20 protein-coding genes and 1 pseudogene are annotated in these 18,569 nt (G+C 68.6%); 15 read left to right on the top strand and 6 right to left on the bottom strand.

Features of this window, described 5'->3' with window-relative positions:
* Positions 1–140: pseudogene (locus BLR24_RS31140) on the top strand (amino acid dehydrogenase); the annotation flags it as partial.
* A gap of 27 nt (positions 141–167) precedes the next feature.
* On the opposite strand, the gene BLR24_RS27020 reads toward BLR24_RS31140, so the two are convergent.
* From BLR24_RS27020 to BLR24_RS27030, 3 genes are all read right to left on the bottom strand, one after another.
* The gene (locus BLR24_RS27020; protein ID WP_093023214.1) at positions 168–1,448 is read right to left on the bottom strand and encodes an FIST signal transduction protein; all 1,281 of its coding nucleotides are present in this window, start codon (positions 1,446–1,448) and stop codon (positions 168–170) included.
* A gap of 43 nt (positions 1,449–1,491) precedes the next feature.
* Entirely contained in the window at positions 1,492–2,250 is a 759-nt protein-coding gene (locus BLR24_RS27025; RefSeq protein WP_093023216.1) for a PhaM family polyhydroxyalkanoate granule multifunctional regulatory protein, read from the bottom strand.
* Between the two features lie 100 nt (positions 2,251–2,350).
* A complete protein-coding gene (locus BLR24_RS27030; RefSeq protein WP_093023218.1) occupies positions 2,351–3,766 on the bottom strand; it encodes an aminotransferase-like domain-containing protein in 1,416 nt (471 codons plus the stop codon).
* Positions 3,767–3,868: 102 nt separating this feature from the next.
* Between BLR24_RS27030 and BLR24_RS27035 the strand changes: the two genes are divergently transcribed.
* The 10 genes from BLR24_RS27035 to BLR24_RS27080 are packed head-to-tail and all read left to right on the top strand — an operon-like array spanning position 3,869 to position 11,917.
* Positions 3,869–4,468: a LysE family translocator gene (locus BLR24_RS27035; protein ID WP_093023220.1), complete on the top strand. Its 600-nt coding sequence runs from the start codon at positions 3,869–3,871 to the stop codon at positions 4,466–4,468.
* Positions 4,465–5,421 carry a DMT family transporter gene (locus tag BLR24_RS27040; protein ID WP_093023222.1) on the top strand — a complete coding sequence of 319 codons (957 nt, stop codon included), beginning with the start codon at positions 4,465–4,467 and terminating at the stop codon, positions 5,419–5,421. Before BLR24_RS27035 ends, BLR24_RS27040 begins: the two co-directional genes overlap by 4 nt.
* A gap of 41 nt (positions 5,422–5,462) precedes the next feature.
* On the top strand, positions 5,463–6,665 hold the full coding sequence (locus BLR24_RS27045) for an aminotransferase-like domain-containing protein (RefSeq protein WP_093023224.1): 1,203 nt from the start codon (positions 5,463–5,465) through the stop codon (positions 6,663–6,665).
* A gap of 22 nt (positions 6,666–6,687) precedes the next feature.
* On the top strand, positions 6,688–7,320 hold the full coding sequence (locus BLR24_RS27050) for a DJ-1/PfpI family protein (protein WP_093023227.1): 633 nt from the start codon (positions 6,688–6,690) through the stop codon (positions 7,318–7,320).
* Positions 7,321–7,345: 25 nt separating this feature from the next.
* On the top strand, positions 7,346–8,017 hold the full coding sequence (locus BLR24_RS27055; RefSeq protein WP_093023229.1) for a LysE family translocator: 672 nt from the start codon (positions 7,346–7,348) through the stop codon (positions 8,015–8,017).
* A 4-nt stretch (positions 8,018–8,021) separates the two neighbouring features.
* Positions 8,022–8,663: a glutathione S-transferase family protein gene (locus BLR24_RS27060; RefSeq protein ID WP_093023231.1), complete on the top strand. Its 642-nt coding sequence runs from the start codon at positions 8,022–8,024 to the stop codon at positions 8,661–8,663.
* A gap of 5 nt (positions 8,664–8,668) precedes the next feature.
* A complete protein-coding gene (locus tag BLR24_RS27065) occupies positions 8,669–9,592 on the top strand; it encodes a PhzF family phenazine biosynthesis protein (RefSeq protein ID WP_175543361.1) in 924 nt (307 codons plus the stop codon).
* 11 nt (positions 9,593–9,603) lie between these two features.
* Positions 9,604–10,296 carry a VOC family protein gene (locus tag BLR24_RS27070; protein ID WP_093023235.1) on the top strand — a complete coding sequence of 231 codons (693 nt, stop codon included), beginning with the start codon at positions 9,604–9,606 and terminating at the stop codon, positions 10,294–10,296.
* Positions 10,297–10,301: 5 nt separating this feature from the next.
* Positions 10,302–10,934, top strand: a complete 633-nt coding sequence (locus BLR24_RS27075; RefSeq protein ID WP_093023237.1) for a LysE family translocator — start codon at positions 10,302–10,304, stop codon at positions 10,932–10,934.
* Positions 10,935–10,945: 11 nt separating this feature from the next.
* The gene (locus BLR24_RS27080) at positions 10,946–11,917 is read left to right on the top strand and encodes a threonine dehydratase (protein ID WP_093023239.1); all 972 of its coding nucleotides are present in this window, start codon (positions 10,946–10,948) and stop codon (positions 11,915–11,917) included.
* Between the two features lie 8 nt (positions 11,918–11,925).
* Here BLR24_RS27080 and BLR24_RS27085 read toward each other — a convergent pair whose 3' ends face one another.
* Positions 11,926–12,753, bottom strand: a complete 828-nt coding sequence (locus BLR24_RS27085) for a creatininase family protein (RefSeq protein WP_093023241.1) — start codon at positions 12,751–12,753, stop codon at positions 11,926–11,928.
* A gap of 76 nt (positions 12,754–12,829) precedes the next feature.
* Here BLR24_RS27085 and BLR24_RS27090 point away from each other — a divergent pair, with 76 nt between their 5' ends.
* Complete coding sequence (locus tag BLR24_RS27090; protein ID WP_093023243.1) at positions 12,830–13,627, top strand: SDR family oxidoreductase; 798 nt, start codon at positions 12,830–12,832, stop codon at positions 13,625–13,627.
* On the opposite strand, the gene BLR24_RS27095 is transcribed toward BLR24_RS27090, so the two are convergent.
* Entirely contained in the window at positions 13,624–14,532 is a 909-nt protein-coding gene (locus tag BLR24_RS27095) for a LysR family transcriptional regulator (RefSeq protein ID WP_093023245.1), read from the bottom strand. The genes BLR24_RS27090 and BLR24_RS27095 overlap by 4 nt on opposite strands.
* Positions 14,533–14,619: 87 nt before the next feature.
* On the opposite strand from BLR24_RS27095, the gene BLR24_RS27100 reads away from it, so the two are divergent.
* Together BLR24_RS27100 and BLR24_RS27105 are read left to right on the top strand one after the other, a co-directional pair.
* Positions 14,620–15,630 carry a zinc-binding alcohol dehydrogenase family protein gene (locus BLR24_RS27100; RefSeq protein WP_093023247.1) on the top strand — a complete coding sequence of 337 codons (1,011 nt, stop codon included), beginning with the start codon at positions 14,620–14,622 and terminating at the stop codon, positions 15,628–15,630.
* A gap of 24 nt (positions 15,631–15,654) precedes the next feature.
* A complete protein-coding gene (locus BLR24_RS27105; RefSeq protein WP_175543362.1) occupies positions 15,655–16,221 on the top strand; it encodes a GNAT family N-acetyltransferase in 567 nt (188 codons plus the stop codon).
* 11 nt (positions 16,222–16,232) lie between these two features.
* Here BLR24_RS27105 and BLR24_RS27110 read toward each other — a convergent pair whose 3' ends face one another.
* Positions 16,233–17,594, bottom strand: coding sequence for a PQQ-dependent sugar dehydrogenase (locus BLR24_RS27110; protein WP_093023249.1), 1,362 nt, complete (start codon positions 17,592–17,594; stop codon positions 16,233–16,235).
* A 136-nt stretch (positions 17,595–17,730) separates the two neighbouring features.
* Between BLR24_RS27110 and BLR24_RS27115 the strand changes: the two genes are divergently transcribed.
* A complete protein-coding gene (locus BLR24_RS27115; protein ID WP_093023403.1) occupies positions 17,731–18,480 on the top strand; it encodes an alanyl-tRNA editing protein in 750 nt (249 codons plus the stop codon).
* The last annotated feature ends 89 nt before the right edge of the window (positions 18,481–18,569 follow it).

Below are 18,569 nucleotides of genomic sequence, written 5' to 3' on the forward strand. Positions count from 1 at the left end.
GCCACGGCACGCTGGGCTGGACGCATGCCTGCGGCTCGGGCAAGTCGATTGCGCGCATCGTGAGCGGGCTCGCGCCGGAGGTGGATTTCGCGTTCTCGGGCATGCCCGCGCCCGCTGCGCGCGTGCTGCAGCCAGCCTGAACGAGCGCCAAGCGGCAGTTCCGGGGTTCAGTCCTTGCCGGTAAATACCGTCAGCACCCCCGTATAGCCATACAGGTGGTGCCGGGCGATCTCGCCCGCCGCAAAGAAACCGACCAGCGGCACGTCACCCAGTGCATGCCGCACGATCTGCAGTTCGGCGCCCGGCGCGCCGAAGTGCGGCCCGCCGCGCCCCGAGCAGCTCACGTACACGGCCCCTGCAATGCGGCGCGCCGGATGCGGCGCCGCCTCAGCCTCACCGGCCGCCACGGCGCGCGCGGTGGCCAGCGTCTGCTCCTCGGGCTCCAGCTCTTCGCGGATTTCCGCGCAGATGCGCATCAGGTCGGCGCGCGCGGCTTGCGCATTGCGGCGGCAGAAGGTCAGGCGCATGCCGGCCTCGGCCACGTCGGCAATGGCGATGCCGCGTCGCGTGGGGTCCAGGCCGATGATGTGGCGCACCAGCACGTCGGCGCCCAGGTCGCCGGTGCGGCGAATGCCGTCGCTGCCCGCATCGGCAAGGCCCACCAGGGTGGCGCGCACGGCGTCGATGGCTTCCTGCGGCCGCTCGAGCGACACCTGCAGGTCGGCCAGCAGCACGTCGAGTGCCGGTTCGCCGTCGAGCTTGAGCAGCAGATTGCCGTCGGCCTCGGTGATCTCGCGCTCGCGTCCCGCGCCCGATCGCAGCGGCTGGCAGCCCTGCGTGACGCGCGACACCAGCCGCACGCCTTCGCCGAACACCACGCCCGACAAGCCTCCCGAGAACACGCCGCCCGCCGCCCCGTGCCCGCGAATGTTGCCGTTGCCGCCTACCGCGAACTGCAGCGCGCCCGCGCGGCCCGACGAGAGCCCGCCGAACAGATAGCCGGTGTCGGTGCGGCCGGCCATTTCGCCGATGAGTTCCGTCAGGTCGGGTGTCGCGGGGTCCGCATGCACCAGCGCCGTGTGCGCCTCGAAACCGCTCATCTCCGAATTGCCCAGTGGCGCCACACCGGAGAACACCCGGTACTGATCGCTTGGCAGCGCGCAGAGCATCAGGCAGAGGCCGGGTTCGTCGAAATACTCGGCATTGTTGGCCGACACACCGATGCCGACCGTGCCCGACCAATCGGTGACCTCGGGAAGCTCGGCGCTCAGGTGATCGAGGATGTCTTGCGCATCCGACGCGTAGTGGTCGGTGATGTAGAGCAGCCCCAGCGTCGGCGACGACGCGTAGTCGGGCAGCGCCATCTGCGCCCGCAACTGCGCCAGCACAAGGCCGGCCGCCATGCGCCATTGCGGATGGGTGGCGTGGCCGGAAGGAAACAACTTCATGATGCGTGCCAACCCGTTCTCTTCGAAAGTTTCTTGTCTGGCGTCAGCGCCGGCCGGTGGTTCGCTTGCGCGCGGCGGTCGGTGCCTTCTTCTTTGCGGCGGGCGCTGCGGCCGCCTTCCTGGCCGCGGACTTGGCAGCTGCGGGAGCCGCCGGCTTGCCCATGGCCTTGTCTACTGCATCGGCCAATGGCTGGGCCATGGCCGGCACCTTGAGCTGGGCTGCATCCTGCAGCGCCGAGCTGGCAATCTGCTGAAACTGCTCGGTCAACGAGCCCCACCATTGCATCGGATCCACCACACCGCCGTTGCCGCCCGAAGCGGCCGCGGACGAAGGCGGCTTGCTGCGCGACTTCCTGGTGGTCTCCGGCGCTTCCTCCTCCGGTTCGGCTTCGGGCTCGGCCTCCACTGGCGCAGCAGCGGCCGGTGCCGACACAGGCGCGGAAGAAGCAGCAGCAGGCGCCGCGGCGGCCGCCTGCTTGGTGAACGCATTGGCGATATCTTCCATCCGCACGTTCATGCCGCGCAAGGTCGAAAGTGTCATCTTTTGCACTTCGAGCGCCTGGATGGTGGCCTTGAGCGCATGGCCGTTCTGTTCGAGCCAGTACTGCACCGTCTTGAGTTCCTGGATGCGCTTGTCGACTTCTTCGACGCTCAGCGTGGGCGCCACCCAGCTTGCAAGCCCGGGCAACCCCGGCGCTGCGCCGCCACCCGAACCACCGGCGGCGCCGCCGGCAAGGTTCTTCAGAAAATCGAATCCAGGGACAAATTGGCTGAAGTCGAAGGGTTGGCTGGCGTTGCTCATGCGGCGGTCTCCGGGGTTGGGTTTTCTTCTGATGCCAGCTTACTCCAAGGCACCCCTCTTTTGGACCTGCGAACGCTCACGTCATGCGAGGCAAAACCCGTCAAAGCTCGGCGCGGACCTTGCTGAAGACTTTCCAGAATGCCGCGTCCTGCGAGGTCGCGAAATTGATCCGCATCATCGTGCTCGGCGGCCGCCGCGCATGGAACAGCGAGCCCGGTGCCAGCAGGTAGCCCTGGTCGAGCATGCGCTGCGTGAGCGCATCCGTGTCCACGCCGGTATCGACCCAGCCGAAGAGGCCAGCCGGCTCCGATGCGAAGGTGCAGCCGTGCGACATGGCGAGCTTCACGGCACGGCCGCGCGCGCCGTCGAGCCGGATGCGTATGCGGTCGGCATGCCGCCGCAGCTGACCCTGGTCGATACACCATGAAAGCGCGCGCTCGAACAGCGCGGGCGTGGTGAGCGTGGCAAGCAGCTTGGTTTCGAGCAGCCGCTCCTTCAGTTCGGGCGAGGCGGCCAGGAAACCGATGCGCCAGTTGGGCGCCAGGATCTTGGCAAAACCGCTGACGTAGATGGTGCGCTGCAGCCCGTCGAGTGCGCTGAGCCGCGTGGCGTGCTCGGGCGCCAGGTGACTGTAGGTGTCGTCCTCGACGATGTGAAAGTCGTATTCATTGGCCAGTTTCAGCACGCGGTGCGCACTGCCCGGCGTGAGGCTGTAGCCGGTCGGGTTGTGCAGCACACTCACGCTCACGAAGAGCTTGGGCTGGTGCAGCGCGCAGTACTGCGCCATTACCTCCAGGTCGGGCCCGTCGGCGCGGCGCGGCACCGGCAGGATGCGCATGCCCAGCGCCTCCAGCCGAGCGAACTCCAGCGCCCAGCCGGGCTCCTCGACCATCACCGGATCGCCAGCGCGCAGCAGCGTGCGGCTCACGATGTCCAGCGCATGCGTGGCGCCCACGGTCGTCACGATCTGGTCGGGCGCGGCGGGCACGTTGATGCCCATGAGCTTGTTCGACAGGCTGCGGCGCAGCGCGGCGTCGCCGGCGGGCTCTCCGTACTGGAGCGACAGCTCCTGCAGCGCGGCTGTACTGGTCATGCGGCGCACCGCCGTCGGCATGAAGGTCGATGACATCCACTCCGGCGGAAACACGCCCATTCCCGGCTGCGGCTTGTCGCTCGGCCGGTGAAACATGCTGCGGATGAGCGAGCTTGCATCGGCCGGCACGCGCGAGGCCATCATCTGCGCGACCATGGGGGCTGCGTTGGGCGGGCGCCCCTCCTGCGCTGGCGCCGAATCGCGCACGTAGAACCCGCGCTGCCGGCGTGCCTCCACCAGGCCCTGGGCCAGCAACTGGTCGTAGGCCGCCACCACCGTGTACGGGCTCACGCCCTGCTGGCGCGCGCATTCGCGCACCGAGGGCAGGCGCGCGCCAGGCGGCAGGAGCCGGGTGCGGATGCGCTCGGCCAGCCGGTCGGCCAATTGCCCGGTGAGCGACTGGGTGGAGGTTCGTGTCAGCATCGGGTTGGGCTTCTGTGTCGAAAGGCAGACCAATACAGTTTTGGATTATGTTCGACCAACTGTATTGGAACTGTAATGGTCGCAAAGTTTAGAGTGTATGCAATGAACTGGCAAGAATTCACCGCGCTGCTGGTGCTGGCCACGGCGATGAGTTTCTCGCCCGGTCCCAACACCACGCTTTCCACTGCTCTGGCGGCCAACGGGGGGCTGCCGCGGGCGATGCGCTTCGTGGTGGCGGTGCCGGTCGGCTGGACACTGCTGCTGGTTCTTTGCGCGGCCGGCATCGGCGCGCTGGTGGTGGCGGTGCCTCCGCTTCGCCTGGGCATCAAGGCGCTGGGCGTGGGCTACCTGCTGTGGCTGGCCTACAAGCTCAGCGGCAGCGGCACGCTCGGCCGCGCGGACAGCGCCAGCCTGAATATCGGCTTCGGCCAGGGCGTGATGCTTCAGTTCGTCAACATCAAGGCCTGGCTGCTCGCGCTCACGCTGGTGGCCGGCTGGATCGCGGGGCAGCCCGATGCTCTCGGCCGCTTCGCCATCGTCGCGCCGGTGATGCTGGTCTATGCCTTCGCCAGCAATTTCGCCTACGCCCTGGCCGGCGCGCTGCTGCGCGACTGGCTGTCCAAGGGCAAGCGCCTGCTGTGGTTCAACCGTGCGATGGGCCTGGTGCTGGTGCTCACGGCGTGGTGGATGCTGAGCGTATGAGCCGCAGCCTCCACATCAAGGACGAGACCCTCGGCATGTGGCTCGGCGTGATCGGCGTGGCGCTGTTCGCCGTCACCTTGCCGATGACGCGGCTGGCCACCGGCACGCAGGGCGCACCGCAGCTTTCGCCCTGGTTCGTCACGCTCGGGCGCGCCGCCTTGGCGGGCATTCTCTCGACGGTCTTCCTGCTCGCCACGCGCTCGCCGCGGCCCGCACCGCAACAGTGGAAGCCCCTGGGCATGGCGGTGCTCGGCAACGTGATCGGCTATCCGCTGCTGCTGGCCTACGCATTGCGCGTGGTCACGGCCAGCCATGCGGCGGTGGTGACGGCGCTGCTGCCGCTCGTCACCGCGGCGGTCGCCGCGCTGGTGCTGCACCAGCGCGCGCGGCTCGGCTTCTGGCTTTGCGCCGTGGCGGGTAGCGTGCTCGTCGTGCTGTTTTCGCTGCTGCGTGCCAGCCAGAACGGCCATGGCTTCGGTTTCGAATGGGCTGATCTGCTGCTGGTCGGCGCGGTCATCGCCGCTTCGTTCGGCTACATCTACGGCGCGCAGGTCACGCCGTCGCTCGGCGCTGAGCGCGTGATCTGCTGGGTCTGCGTGATGGCGCTGCCCGTCACCTTGCCGGCCACGCTGGCCCTGTGGCCGGAGGAACCCATCGCCACGTCGGCCTGGCTGGGCTTCGTCTACGTCGGCGTGTTCTCGATGTGGATTGGCTTCTTCGCCTGGTACCGCGGCCTCGCAATGGGCGGCGCACTGCGCGTGAGCCAGACCCAGCTGTTGCAGCCTTTTCTCTCGATACTTGCCTCCATTCCGCTGCTGGGCGAACCGCTCGACGTGGTCACGCTGGGTTTTGCCATTGCCGTGGTCTGCACGGTGATGCTCGGCAAGCGCCTTTCGCAGCCGCAGCCCGTGAAGGCCGTTTCGCCGCGCGCCGCGCATGCCGAACAATCCTGAACAAATTCGCATCTCACCTCACCCGCCTGAAAGAAGAACCCATGAACTGGAAACTCGCCGCCCGCGCCGCCAAGATGAATCCGTCGGTGCTGCGTGAAATCCTCAAGGTCACCGAGCGCCCCGGCATCATCAGCCTGGCCGGCGGTCTGCCCTCGCCCAAGACCTTTCCGATCCAGGCCTTTGCCGACGCCTGCGCCGAGGTGCTGCACAACGACGGCCAGGCGGCCCTGCAATATGCCGCGAGCGAAGGCTATGCGCCGTTGCGCCAAGCGGTGGCCGACATGCTGCCGTGGAACGTCGATCCCGCGCAGGTGCTCATCACCACCGGCTCGCAGCAGGGCCTCGACCTCGTGGCCAAGGTGCTGCTCGACCCCGGCAGCAAGGTGCTGGTCGAAACGCCCACCTACCTCGGCGCGCTGCAGGCCTTCGGCCCGATGGAGCCGCAGCCCGTGAGCGTGGCCAGCGACGACGACGGTGTCATCGTGGACGACCTGGTCGCAAAGTCGAAGGACGCCCGTTTTGTCTACCTGCTGCCCAACTTCCAGAATCCCACCGGCCGCACCATGACCGAAGAGCGCCGCGCCGCCGTGTCGGCCGCTGCGGCCGCGGCCGGCCTGCCGATCGTCGAGGACAACCCCTACGGCGAGCTGTGGTTCGACGAAGGACCGCCGCTGCCGCTGACCGCGCGCAACCCCGAAGGCTGCATCTACCTGGGCTCGTTCTCGAAGGTGCTGGCCCCCGGCCTGCGCCTGGGCTTTCTCGTCGCGCCGAAGGCCATCTACCCGAAGCTGCTGCAGGCCAAGCAGGCGGTCGACCTGCACACGCCCATCTTCACGCAGCGCATGGTTTCCGCAGTGATGAAAGACAACTTCCTCGAGCGCCATGTGCCGACCATTCGCGCGCTCTACAAGCGCCAGCGCGACGCGATGATCGCCGCGCTCACGCGCGAGATGGCCGGCCTCGACGTGAAGTTCAACGTGCCCAAAGGCGGCATGTTCCTGTGGGCGCGGCTGCCCGAGGGAATCGACACTGTGGCGCTGCTGCCCAAGGCGGTGGAGCGCAACGTTGCCTTCGTTCCAGGTGCGCCGTTCTATGCAGGCGAGGGCGATCCGCGCACGCTGCGCCTGTCGTTCGTCACGGCCAGCGTCGAGGAGATCGACATCGCCATCGCCGCGCTGGCCCTGACGCTGCGCGAAGAACTGGCGCTGCTGGGCGAGCGCAGGCTCGCGCCCGAACCCGTCTGAGCCAGCCTACGAGGCACGCCCGATGCACATCGCCATCCTCACTTTCGACGGCTTCAACGAACTCGACTCGCTGATCGCGCTCGGGGTGCTCAACCGCATCAGGAAGCCGGGCTGGCGCGTGACGCTGGCCGCGCCCAGCGCCACGGTGACCTCGATGAACGGCGTCACCGTGCATGCGAGCTCCACGCTCGAAGCGGCCGCCGAAGCCGAGGCTGTGCTCGTGGGCAGCGGCATCCGCACGCGCGAAGTAGCAGCCGATCCGGCCATCATGGGCGTGCTGCGCCGGCTCGACGCCAAGCGGCAGCTGATCGGCGCGCAATGCTCCGGCACCCTGCTGCTCGCCAAGCTGGGCCTGCTGGGTGCGGTGCCCGCCTGCACCGACCTCACGACCAAGCCCTGGGTGCAAGAGGCCGGCGTCGAGGTGCTGAACCAGCCTTTCTTCGCCAACGGCAACGTAGCCACCGCCGGCGGCTGCCTGTCGGCGCCCTACCTCGCGGCCTGGCTCATCGCGCGCAGCGAAGGCATCGAGGCCGCAAAGAACGCGCTGCACTATGTCGCGCCGGTCGGCGAAAAAGAAGACTACGTGGCACGCGCCCTGCGCAACATCGAGCCTTATCTCCCCTCGGTTCCAGCAGCCGCGGCCGCCACGGCCTGAAAGAAAGAGAAAACCGGTCGACACCATGATCAGCCTCGCCACGCTCGCGCTCTTCCTCCTGGCCGTTCTGGCGCTGTTCCTGTCGCCGGGGCCGAACATGGCCTTCGTGCTCTCGCATGGCGTGGCCCATGGACCGCGCGGCGGTTTCGCGGCGGCGCTCGGCATCTCGTCGGCCGATCTGGTGCACATGCTCTTCGCCGCCACCGGGGTCACCGCGCTGGTGGCGGCATGGCCGCCCTCCTTCGACCTGCTGCGGTATGCCGGCGCGCTGTACCTGCTGTGGCTGGCGGTGCAGGCCCTTCGTAGCAGCGGCGGCCTCCCGGCGGGTGCGCGGGTGCAGCCGTCCGCCTTCGCACGCATCGTGCGCATGGCGTTCCTCAACAACCTCGTCAATCCGAAGGCGCTGCTGTTCTTCATGGTGTTTCTGCCGCAGTTCGTCGACCCGGCGCGCGGCAGCGTGCCCTTGCAACTGGTGCAGCTCGGCGTCATGCTGTCGGCAGCCGCGCTCGCGTTCAACACGCTGCTCGGCGCATGCAGCGGGCAGGTCGGCCACTGGCTGCAGCGCCGACCGGGGGCTGAAAGATTTCAGCGCGGCCTGCTGGCTGTGGTGATGGTCGGCCTGGCGATTCGCCTGCTGCTGCTCGACCGTCCTTCCATGCCGTCCGCCCTGTCTGCCACACCTGTCCAAGGAAGCTGAACACATGCTCAACATCTGGGGCCGCATCAGTTCGATCAATGTGCGCAAAGTCGTCTGGTGCGCGCAGGAGCTCGGGCTCGACTTTCAACGCACCGAAGCCGGCGGCCGGTTCGGCGTGGTGCAGACGCCCGAATACCTTGCGCTCAACCCGAACGCGATGGTGCCCACCATCGACGACGGCGAAGGCAGCGAGCGCGTCACGCTCTGGGAATCGAACGTGATCGTGCGCTACCTGTGCGCCAAGCACTCGCACGGCAAGTTCTACCCGAGCGAACTGCCCGCGCGCTTCGACGCCGAGCGCTGGATGGACTGGCAGCAGACCACGCTCAACCGCGCGAGCCGCGACGCCTTCGTGCAATGGGTGCGCACGGCCCCGGCCGAACGCGAACCGGCGCTCATCGCCGCCTCCGTCCGTGCGAGCGAGGCGCTGTTCGCGATGCTCGACGCGCACCTTGCACGCCGACCTTTCATGGCGGGCGACCGCTTCACGATGGCCGACATTCCCATCGGCTGCGAAGCCCACCGCTGGTTCGGCCTGCCGCCGGCCGAATACCAGCGCCCCAGCTGGCCGAACCTCGAACGCTGGTACGGCGAACTGATCTCCCGTCCCGGCACGCGCGGCGTGCTCGACCTTCCGCTCGAATGACACCCATGAAACCCCGCCCGTTCAAACAAGTCGACGTCTTCACCGCAACGCCCTACCTCGGCAATCCGCTTGCCGTGGTGCTCGACGGCGCAGGTCTCGATGACGCCGAGATGCAGCGCTTTGCGCAGTGGACGAACCTGTCCGAAACCACCTTTTTGCTGCCTCCGACCGACCCTACGGCCGACTACCGCGTGCGCATCTTCACGCCCGGCGGCGAGCTGCCTTTCGCGGGCCACCCCACCATCGGCAGCTGCCATGCCTGGCTGCAGGCCGGCGGCAAGCCCAAGGCGGCGGGCCGCATCGTGCAGCAATGCGCGGCGGGCCTGGTGCCGCTGCGCCGCGAGGGCGAGCGCCTGGCGTTCTCGGCCCCGCCGCTCAAGCGCAGCGCGCCCAGCCCCACGCTGCTGGCCAAGGTGGCGGGTGCGCTGGGCCTGAAGGCACAGCAGATCGTCGCGGCCCAGGTGCTCGACAACGGCCCCGTCTGGTTCGGCCTGCTGCTCGGCGATGCCGACACCGTGCTCCGCCTGGTGCCCGACCACCGCATGCTCAAGGAACTGGGCGTCAAGGCCGGCGTGGCGGGCGTCCCCGTGGCAGAGGGCTCGTCGATGCTGATCGGCCGGTCGAACCGCGAGGCACGCGCTTTTGGCGGCAAGGCCTCGGCCGAAGCCGACGACGGCCCGAAGATCGACCTGGAGGTGCGCGCTTTCGCCGCGCCCATCGGCGTCGAAGAAGACCCGGTCACCGGCAGCCTCAACGCCAGCCTCGCCGAATGGCTGATCGCCGACGGCCACATGCCGGAGCGCTACGTGGCCGCGCAGGGCCAGTGCCTCGGACGCGCCGGGCGCGTGTCCATCGAGCGCGACGGCGACGGCAAGGTGTGGGTCGGCGGCGATGCCGTGACCTGCGTCGACGGCCAGGTAACGCTTTAAGGCAAATCACCATGCACGCGCAACTGGACCACCTGGTGATCGCCGCCGCCTCGCTGTCCGAGGGCGTGGCCTGGTGCGAGGCCACCCTGGGCGTGACGCCGGGCCCCGGCGGTACGCATCCGCTGATGGGCACGCACAACCGGCTCCTGAACATCGCGAGCGCGGCCTTTCCCCAGGCCTACCTCGAAATCATCGCCATCGAGCCTGGCAAGCAGCCGTCGCGCCCAGGCACGCGCCGCTGGTTCGACCTGGACGACGCCGCGCTGCAGGCGGGCCTCTTGCAGCACGGGCCACGGCTGGTGCACTTCGTTGCGCGCGTGGCCGACGCGCACGCCGCGCTGCGGGCGCTGGCCCACGACGAACACGCGCACATCGACCGCGGCCATTTGCTCGAGGCCTCGCGCGACACGCCCGCCGGCCGGCTCGAGTGGCAGATCACGGTGCGCGACGACGGCCAGCGGCTGTTCTATGGCGCGCTGCCCACGCTGATTCAATGGGGGCCGGTGCACCCCACCGACGCCATGCCCGCCTCGGGCCTGGTGATGCGATCGCTGCACGCCACGCATCCGCGCGCGGCCGCCCTGGATGCCGCACTGTCGGCCATCGGCATGTCCGACATGGCCGTGCAGTCCGGCGCACCCAATCTCGTGGCCGTGCTCGACACGCCCCGCGGCCCCGTCACGCTTCAATCCGAAGGGCTCTGACCGACATGCTGACCTTGACCGAAATCGCCTGGTTCGCGCTTGCCTCCATGCTGCTCGCGCTCACGCCGGGGCCGAACATGATCTATTGCGTGTCGCGCACGCTGATCCAGGGCCGCCGCGCCGGGCTGGTCTCGCTCGGCGGCGTGATGATGGCTTTCCTGGCCCACCTGTTCGCGGCTGCGCTCGGGCTTACCGCGCTGCTGCTGGCCGTGCCGGTCGCGTTCGACGCCATCCGGCTTGCCGGCGCCGCCTATCTGCTGTGGCTGGCATGGCAGGCAGTCAAGCCCGGCGGCAATGCGCCCTTCGAGGCGCGCGCGTTGCCGGCCGATCCGCCGGGCAAGCTGTTTCGCATGGGTTTTCTCACCAACCTGTTGAACCCGAAGGTCGCGATGTTCTACCTCTCGTTCTTTCCGCAGTTCATCCATCCCGAGCGAGGTTCGGTGCTGCTGCAGAGCATTCAGCTGGGCATGGCACAGATGGCGAGCAGCGCCGCGGTCAATACCGTCGTGATCTTCGGCGCCGCAAGCATCACGGCCGTGCTGTCGCAAAGCGCCGGCTGGCTGCGCGCGCAGCGGTACGTGATGGGCAGCGTGCTGGCCGCGCTGGCGGTGCGAGTCGCACTGACAGAACGCAAATAAAAAGGCCGCCCGTGAGGTTCACCCGCGACGAAATCGAATCCGCACAGCGCACCGTCGGCGCCGCCATGCCGCCCACGCCCCAGTACGCATGGCCGCTGCTCGCGCAGCGCCTCGGCAGCGCGGTGTGGGCCAAGCACGAGAACCACACCCCCGCGGGCGCCTTCAAGATCCGCGGCGGGCTGACCTACTTCGAGACGCTGGCGCGCGAGCAGCCGGGCGTGCGCCATGCCATCAGCGCCACGCGCGGGAACCACGGCCAGTCGGTCGGCTTCGCGGCTCGGCGGCACGGGCTCGCGGCCACCATCGTGGTGCCGCATGGCAACTCGATCGAGAAGAATGCCGCCATGCGCGCCCTGGGCGTGCAGCTGGTCGAGCATGGCGACGACTTCCAGGCGGCTTCTGAGCATGCGGCCATGCTCGCCGAGCGCGACGGCATGCATCGCGTGCCGTCGTTCCATCGCGAGCTGGTGCGCGGCGTGTCGACCGCGTATGTCGAATTCTTCAGCGCACTGAAAGACGCCCCGCCCGACGTGCTGTTCGTACCCATCGGGCTGGGCTCCGGCTTTGCCGCCGCGGCCGCCGCGCGAGCGCATTGCGGCGTGTCGACCAGGCTCGTGGGCGTGGTGTCCGCGCATGCCACCGCGTATCGCGATTCCTTCCGCGCGGGCCGGCCCGTCGAGTCGCCGGTCAGCACGCGGCTGGCCGACGGCATGGCCTGCCGCACGCCGGTGCCCGAATCGGTCGAGGTGATCCTGCGCGAAGCCGACGACGTGATCACCGTCACCGACGAGGAGATTGCCGAGGCCATGCGCATTCTCTTCAGCGACACCCACAACGTGGCCGAAGGCGCCGGCGCCGCGGCGCTGGCGGGTGCGCTCCAGCAGCGGGAGCGCTGGCTCGGCAAGACGGTGGGCATCTGCGTGAGCGGCGGCAACGTCGATTCCGGCATGTTTGCCGGCGTGCTGGCCCGCAGCGCTTCCTAGCCAGAAAGTCAGGGCAGCGGCTGCGTATTGGCCGTGTCCAGGGGCAGGCGCGACACCTCGGCCAGCAGCAGCGCGAGTTGCTCCGCGGCCACATCGATCACCGCCTGGCCACGTGGCGCCGTCGCGGCGGCCGCGTTGCCTGCCGCACCCTGCGGGTTGTAATCCTCCATGGCCCATCCCAGCTTGGCACTCTTGCCGTTGCCAAGAATCGCGTAGTCGGCAGCGCGCTGCTGCGAGGTGGAGCGGAAATTCTTCGCCTCGCCCATGCGCACCTGCTGCGGCGCGAGCGCCAGCATCATCGAGGTCTCGATGTCGCCAGCATGCACGCCGAAGCGGTGTTCGTCGGCGCCGAACTGCGCGCCCGCATCGCCCAGCGGCAGGTTGAACCAGCTCACGCTATAGACGATGAGACCGTGCGCCGCGCGCAACTCGCGTGCCACGATGTCCATCGCACCGACATGACCGCCGTGCGCATTGAACAGCACCAGCTTCTTCACGCCGGCACGCGCCACGCCGGCGCCAATCTCGTTCCACATGCGGATCAGGGTCTCGGCCGACAGCGTGAGCGTGCCGGCGAAGCGCGCGTGCTCGGGGCTCAGGCCGATCTGCTGCGTCGGCAGGAACAGCACCGGCAATTCCGCCGGCAGCAGCGGCAGCGCCGCCGCCACGATGCCGTCGGCCAGCACCGTGTCCACGCCCAGCGGCAGATGGGGCCCGTGCTGCTCGGTGGCGCCGAGCGGCAGCACCGCGACCGTGGCTGCCACATCGAGCGCAGCGAAGTCGCGCGTCGTCAGTTGAGACCAGTAGCGGGGCAGGGATACCGGGGATGCGTTCATCCGCCGATCTTAGAGCGGTGATTCAATCCACGCGATCCCGCGCCCAGGCGCGCTCTTCGACGACACAAGGACACTCATGGACCTCCAACTCCAGGACCGGCACGTTCTCATTACCGGCGGCAGCAAGGGCATCGGCCTGGCCTGCGCGCTGGGCTTCCTGCGCGAGGGCGCGCGCGTAAGCCTGGTCTCGCGCGATCTGCAGAACCTGGAGCAGGGCCGCAAGACGCTGGTCGAGGCGTTTGCCGAGGCCGAGGGCCGGGTCTCGGTGCATGCCGCCGACCTCAAGGACCCCGCCAGTGCCATGGCCGCGCTCGATGCGGCCGAGCAAGGGTTCGGTCCGGTCGATGTGCTGGTCAATTCCGCCGGCGCCGCGCGCCGCACGCCGCCCGACGAGCTGAACGCCGCCGCCTGGCACGACGCCATGGACGCCAAGTACTTCACCTACATCCACATGATCGATCCGGTCGTGAAACGCATGGGCCAGCGCGGCCGCGGCGCCATCGTCAACGTGATCGGACAGGGCGGCAAGGTGGCGAGCCCGGTCCACATGGCCGGCGGCGCGGCCAACGCCGCGCTGATGCTGGTGAGCGCCGGCATGGCCGCGGCCTATGCGGCCAAGGGCGTGCGCGTGAATGCCGTGAACCCCGGCCTCACGCTCACCGAGCGGCTGCAGGAAGGGCTGAAGGCGGATGCGAAGCTGCAGGGCATCGGTAGCGACGAGGCGCTGCAGCGTGCCAAGGCGCGGCTCCCGCTGGGGCGCATCGCGGCGCCGGAAGAGATTGCCAATGCCGTCGTGTTCCTGGCATCGCCAAAGGCGAGCTACATCACCGGCGCGATCGTCGCGATGGATGGCGCGGTCACGCCCATGATCTAGACGGCGGCGGTCAGCGCCTCGAACTTCAGGGCGAGAAAGTCCACCAGGGCCCGCACGCGCGCCGGCACGAAGCGTCCGCTCGGCAGCAATGCATGCAGCGGATAGGGCTCGGTGTCCCACTCGGGCAGCAGGTGCACCAGCCGGCCGCTCTGGATGTCGCTGCGCACGTCGAGCGCGGACTTCAGGGTGATGCCGCGCCCCGCCACGGCCCACTCGCGCGCCAGCGAGGCGTCGTCCACGCTGCGGTCGCCCTTCACCCGCACTTCGGTCCACTGCCCGTTCTGTGCAAAGCGCCACGCGCGATGCCGGCGCCCTCCGCGGTCGAAGGTGAGGCAGTTGTGATGCACCAGGTCTTGCGGCGTCTTCGGAGCGGCATGGCGGCGCAGGTAGCCGGGCGATGCGGTAAGCAGCGGATTGGTCAGGGCAAAGGGCCGCGCCACCAGGCGTGAATCGGCCAACGCACCGTAGCGCAGCGCCACGTCGACCTCGTCGCGGGTCACGTCGAGCAGCCGGTCGCCGACGGAAAGCGACAGCTGCACGCCCGGGTGCCGTTCGAGGAATTCGTCAAACCAGGGCAGCAGCGTGCTGCGCGTGAGGTCCGACGGAGCGGCCACGCGCAAGGTGCCGACCAGTTCGCCGCGGTCGGCCGTGACCAGAGATTCGCCTTCGTCGAGCAGTTCGAAGGCGCGCACCGCGTAGTCCAGCAAGGTCTGGCCCTGCGAAGTCAGGCGCATGGCGCGGGTCGAGCGCTCGAACAGGCGCGCGCCGAGCTGCGTTTCCAGCCGCTTGAGCGTGGCGCTGGCTGCTGCCGGTGTCATGCCCAACGCATGGGCGGCGGCCGTGAGCGTGCCGCCGCGCGCGGTCTGCACCAGCACCTGCAGGTCCGACAGATTTTCAATCTTCATTTGAAAGTGTTGCTGATCTAGCTGGTCTTATCAATTTCTGATTGCCATCCTACAGTGGCGCCATCCATTCAAGAAAGGTTCTTCGACATGAAAGCCATTGGCTACTACCAAGCCCTTCCCATCGACAACCCGGAATCGCTGCAGGACATCGAACTGCCCGCACCCGTGGCCGGCCCGCGCGACCTGCTGGTGCGCGTGAAAGCCATCTCGGTCAATCCGGTCGACGCCAAGGTGCGCAAGAACATGGCGCCCGAAGCTGGCCAGGCCAAGGTGCTGGGCTGGGATGCCGCCGGCACCGTCGAGGCGGTCGGCACCGCGGTGAAGAACTTCAAGGTCGGCGACCGCGTCTACTACGCCGGCTCGATCGTGCGGCCCGGCGCCAATTCGGAACTGCATGCGGTCGACGAGCGCATCGCGGCCTTGGCACCCAAGAGCCTCGACGACGCACAGGCTGCCGCGCTGCCGCTCACGACCATCACCGCGTACGAGCTGCTGTTCGACCGCCTCAAGGTTCCGAAGAACGGCGGCGCAGGACAGACGCTGCTCGTGACCGGCGGGGCCGGCGGCGTGGGTTCGATCCTGATCCAGCTTGCGCGCCAGCTCACGCAGTTGCGCGTGGTGGCCACGGCCTCGCGGGCCGAGACGCGGGCCTGGTGCCTGGCGCTCGGCGCACACGCGGTCATCGACCATTCGAAGCCGCTCGCGGCCGAACTCAAGGCCACCGGCATCGGCGAGGTCGACATGGTTGCGAGCCTCACGCAGACCGGCCAGCACTACGCGCAGATCATCGAAAGCCTCAAGCCCCAGGGCCAGCTCGCGGTGATCGACGACCTGCCCTCGCTCGACTCGATGCCGCTCAAGACCAAGTGCATCTCGCTGCACTGGGAAATGATGTTCGCGCGCTCGCGATTCGAAACGCCTGACATCGCCGAGCAGGGCGCGCTGCTGGCCGAAGTGGCGGCGCTGGTCGATGCGGGCCGCATCCGCACCACGGCAAATGCGAGCTTCGGCACCATCAACGCGGCCAACCTCCGGAAGGCGCATGCGCTGATCGAAAGCGGCACTGCGCAGGGCAAGGTGGTGCTCGCAGGGTTCTGAGCGCTTCTGCGCACAATCGGCCGCATGGCCGAAACCATCATCCAACCGCCGATCGAATTCGAGACCCCGCGCCTTCGGTTGCGCCAGTGGCGCGAGAGCGATCTCGCGCCCTTTGCCGCGCTCGCCGCCGACCCGGAAGTCATGGCATTCCTGTTGCCGCTTCCCACTCGCGCCGACAGCGATGCGCTGGCATCAAGTCTCAAGGCACGCATCGCCGCCAACGGCTGGGGCCTATGGGCCGTCGAGCACAAGGATTCGGGCGAGTTCGCGGGGTTCACGGGCCTGAACGCCCCGCTGGCCGCACTGCCCTTTTCGCCGTGCGTCGAGATCGGCTGGCGCTTCGCGCGCCAGTGGTGGGGACAGGGACTCGCGACCGAGGCGGCGCGCGGCGCCCTGCAGGTCGGCTTCGAGCGGCTCGGGCTCGACGAGATCGTGGCGTTCACGGCGCTCGGCAATCTGCGCTCGGCGGCCGTGATGGAACGTATCGGCATGCATGAAGACCTGCCCGGCGCCTTCGATCACCCGAGCGTGCCCGAGGGACACGCGTTGCGCCGCCACCGGCTGTTCCGAATCGGCCGCCCGCGGCGCTAGAAGCCAGACGCCTACTGCGGCTTGGCCCGTGTGACGCGCCAGACCACGTTGCCCACGTCGTCCGCCACCAGCAGCGCGCCGTTCTTGTCGAGCGCCACGCCCACCGGCCGGCCCTGCGCCTTTTCGTCCGCCGTGAGGAAACCGGTCAGCACGTCGACCGGCGGCCCGCTCGGGTTGCCGCCGATGAAGGGCACGAACACCACCTTGTAGCCCGACTTGGGCTTGCGGTTCCACGAACCGTGCTCGCCGATGAAGGCACCGCCCGCGAATTCGGCGGGCATGCCGCGCCCGTCGGAAAACACCAGCCCCAGCGGTGCAACGTGCGAGCCGAGGGCGTAGTCGGGCACGACGGCCTTGGCCACCAGGTCGGGCTTCTGCGGCGTGACACGCGCATCCACGTGGCCGCCGTAGTAGCTCCAGGGCCAGCCGTAGAAGGCGCCATCCTTCACGGAGGTCAGGTAGTCGGGCACGAGATCGCTGCCGATTTCGTCGCGCTCGTTGACCACGGTCCACAGCGCCTTGGTCTCGGGGTGCCAGGCCAGGCCGTTCGGGTTGCGCAGGCCGCTCGCGAACAGGCGCTTCTCGCCGCTCTTCACGTCGACCTCCCAGATGGCGGCGCGGCCTTCTTCGGCGGCGAACCCGTTCTCGCCGATGTTGCTGTTGGAGCCGACCGTGACGTAGAGCTTGGTGCCGTCGGGATTGGCGATCACGTTCTTGGTCCAGTGGTGGTTGATGCCCGCCGGCAGCGGCGTGACCACCGTGGGCGTGGCGCTCGCCGAGGTCTGGCCTTCGGTGTAGGGCACCTTGACGAGCGCGTCGGCGTTGGCAATGAAAAGCTCATTGCCGACCAGCGCCATGCCGAAGGGCGAACTCAGGTTCGAGAGGAAAACGTGCCGCACCTCGGCCGCGCCGTCTCCGTCAGCATCGCGCAGCAGCGTGATTCGGTTGGGGCTGGGCACGCCCGCGCCAGCGCGGCTCATGACCTTGCCCATGACCCAGTCGCGGATCTTGGCCATGGGGCCGCCGCCGCCGTCGGCGGTGCCCTCGGGCTTGGGCGGCTTGTTGCTTTCGGCCACCAGCACGTCGCCATTGGGGAGGGTGTAGACCCAGCGCGGATGGTCCAGCCCGCGCGCCAGCGCATTCACGCGCAGGCCGTCGGCGGCCTTGGGCCCGGCGGTGTCCGACCACCCGACCGCAGTGGCCACGTTGACGGTGGGAATCAGCGTCTTGTTGGGCTCGGCCAGTTGCGGCCGCGGTCCGATGGTGGCTTCGGGGGGCATCTTGGCGGCTTCGCCGCAGCCCGCCAGCGCCAGCACTACGGCCACGGCGGCCATGGAGATCAGGGAAGAAACGGCGATGTTCGGTACCTTCATTCGCTCTCCTCGGTTGTCGCGGCATGCCGGCCGCTTTGTAGCAAATCATGCGGACAGCGTCGGCATGGGCTGTCGGTCATGGGCGCTTTTTGGCGTGGGCGCACCCCATCGGCGCATCGCCGCTACCATCGGCCGCATGACCGACGACTTGTTCCGTGCCGACGCCTACCTGCGCTCCTGCGAAGCCCGCATTCTGCGCATCGACGAGACTGGCGTCGTGCTGGACCGCACCGTGTTCTATCCGCTGGGCGGCGGGCAGGCCGGCGATACCGGCGTGCTGGCGCTGGCCGATGGCCGCGAAATCGCCATTGCCGACACCCGCAAGGCCAAAAACGACGAAGGCCAGCCCACCGCCGAATTCGTTCACGTGCCGGCCCCCGGGCAAGCTGAACTGCTCGCCGCGCTGAAGCCCGGCGACACGGTGACGGCGCGCCTCGACTGGGAGCGCCGCCACCGGCTGATGCGCTTTCACACCGCCAGCCACCTGCTGTGCCACCTCGTGCCGGTGCCGGTGAACGGCTGCTCGATCACGCCCGACTACGCCCGCATCGACTTTCACATGACCGATCCGCTCGACAAGGAAGCGCTGACCGCCGGCCTCGCGCGGCTGGTGGAAGCGGCGCATCCGCTGACCGTGGGCGCCATCACCGACGAGGAGCTCGACGCGAATCCGGCGCTGGTGAAGAGCATGAGCGTGCAGCCGCCGCGCGGCACGGGCACCGTGCGCACCATCCGCATCGGCGGCGAGGGCGGTGCGCAGATCGATTTCCAGCCCTGCGGCGGCACGCATGTTGCAAACACCTTGGAGATTGGCGCGGTGGTGGTCACCAAAATCGAGAAAAAGAGCGCCAACAGCCGCCGCGTGGTGCTGGGCTGGGCCGCTTGAGGCTCCAATAAACACCCGGAACTTCGCACCGCCCGCCCGCTCCGACTCATCGGCATGATCTTTTCCCGCTTCTTTCAACTCGCTACGTT

It is taken from the genome of Variovorax sp. OV700 (assembly GCF_900099805.1).
Classification (GTDB): Bacteria; Pseudomonadota; Gammaproteobacteria; order Burkholderiales; family Burkholderiaceae_C; genus Variovorax.

Bases quoted from the DNA above. Each gene is read 5' to 3' on its own strand.
- BLR24_RS27020 (WP_093023214.1), bottom strand. From the start codon at position 1,448: ATGAAGTTGTTTCCTTCCGGCCACGCCACCCATCCGCAATGGCGCATG.
- BLR24_RS27025 (WP_093023216.1), bottom strand. From the start codon at position 2,250: ATGAGCAACGCCAGCCAACCCTTCGACTTCAGCCAATTTGTCCCTGGA.
- BLR24_RS27030 (WP_093023218.1), bottom strand. From the start codon at position 3,766: ATGCTGACACGAACCTCCACCCAGTCGCTCACCGGGCAATTGGCCGAC.
- BLR24_RS27035 (WP_093023220.1), top strand. From the start codon at position 3,869: ATGAACTGGCAAGAATTCACCGCGCTGCTGGTGCTGGCCACGGCGATG.
- BLR24_RS27040 (WP_093023222.1), top strand. From the start codon at position 4,465: ATGAGCCGCAGCCTCCACATCAAGGACGAGACCCTCGGCATGTGGCTC.
- BLR24_RS27045 (WP_093023224.1), top strand. From the start codon at position 5,463: ATGAACTGGAAACTCGCCGCCCGCGCCGCCAAGATGAATCCGTCGGTG.
- BLR24_RS27050 (WP_093023227.1), top strand. From the start codon at position 6,688: ATGCACATCGCCATCCTCACTTTCGACGGCTTCAACGAACTCGACTCG.
- BLR24_RS27055 (WP_093023229.1), top strand. From the start codon at position 7,346: ATGATCAGCCTCGCCACGCTCGCGCTCTTCCTCCTGGCCGTTCTGGCG.
- BLR24_RS27060 (WP_093023231.1), top strand. From the start codon at position 8,022: ATGCTCAACATCTGGGGCCGCATCAGTTCGATCAATGTGCGCAAAGTC.
- BLR24_RS27065 (WP_175543361.1), top strand. From the start codon at position 8,669: ATGAAACCCCGCCCGTTCAAACAAGTCGACGTCTTCACCGCAACGCCC.
- BLR24_RS27070 (WP_093023235.1), top strand. From the start codon at position 9,604: ATGCACGCGCAACTGGACCACCTGGTGATCGCCGCCGCCTCGCTGTCC.
- BLR24_RS27075 (WP_093023237.1), top strand. From the start codon at position 10,302: ATGCTGACCTTGACCGAAATCGCCTGGTTCGCGCTTGCCTCCATGCTG.
- BLR24_RS27085 (WP_093023241.1), bottom strand. From the start codon at position 12,753: ATGAACGCATCCCCGGTATCCCTGCCCCGCTACTGGTCTCAACTGACG.
- BLR24_RS27090 (WP_093023243.1), top strand. From the start codon at position 12,830: ATGGACCTCCAACTCCAGGACCGGCACGTTCTCATTACCGGCGGCAGC.
- BLR24_RS27095 (WP_093023245.1), bottom strand. From the start codon at position 14,532: ATGAAGATTGAAAATCTGTCGGACCTGCAGGTGCTGGTGCAGACCGCG.
- BLR24_RS27100 (WP_093023247.1), top strand. From the start codon at position 14,620: ATGAAAGCCATTGGCTACTACCAAGCCCTTCCCATCGACAACCCGGAA.
- BLR24_RS27105 (WP_175543362.1), top strand. From the start codon at position 15,655: ATGGCCGAAACCATCATCCAACCGCCGATCGAATTCGAGACCCCGCGC.
- BLR24_RS27110 (WP_093023249.1), bottom strand. From the start codon at position 17,594: ATGAAGGTACCGAACATCGCCGTTTCTTCCCTGATCTCCATGGCCGCC.
- BLR24_RS27115 (WP_093023403.1), top strand. From the start codon at position 17,731: ATGACCGACGACTTGTTCCGTGCCGACGCCTACCTGCGCTCCTGCGAA.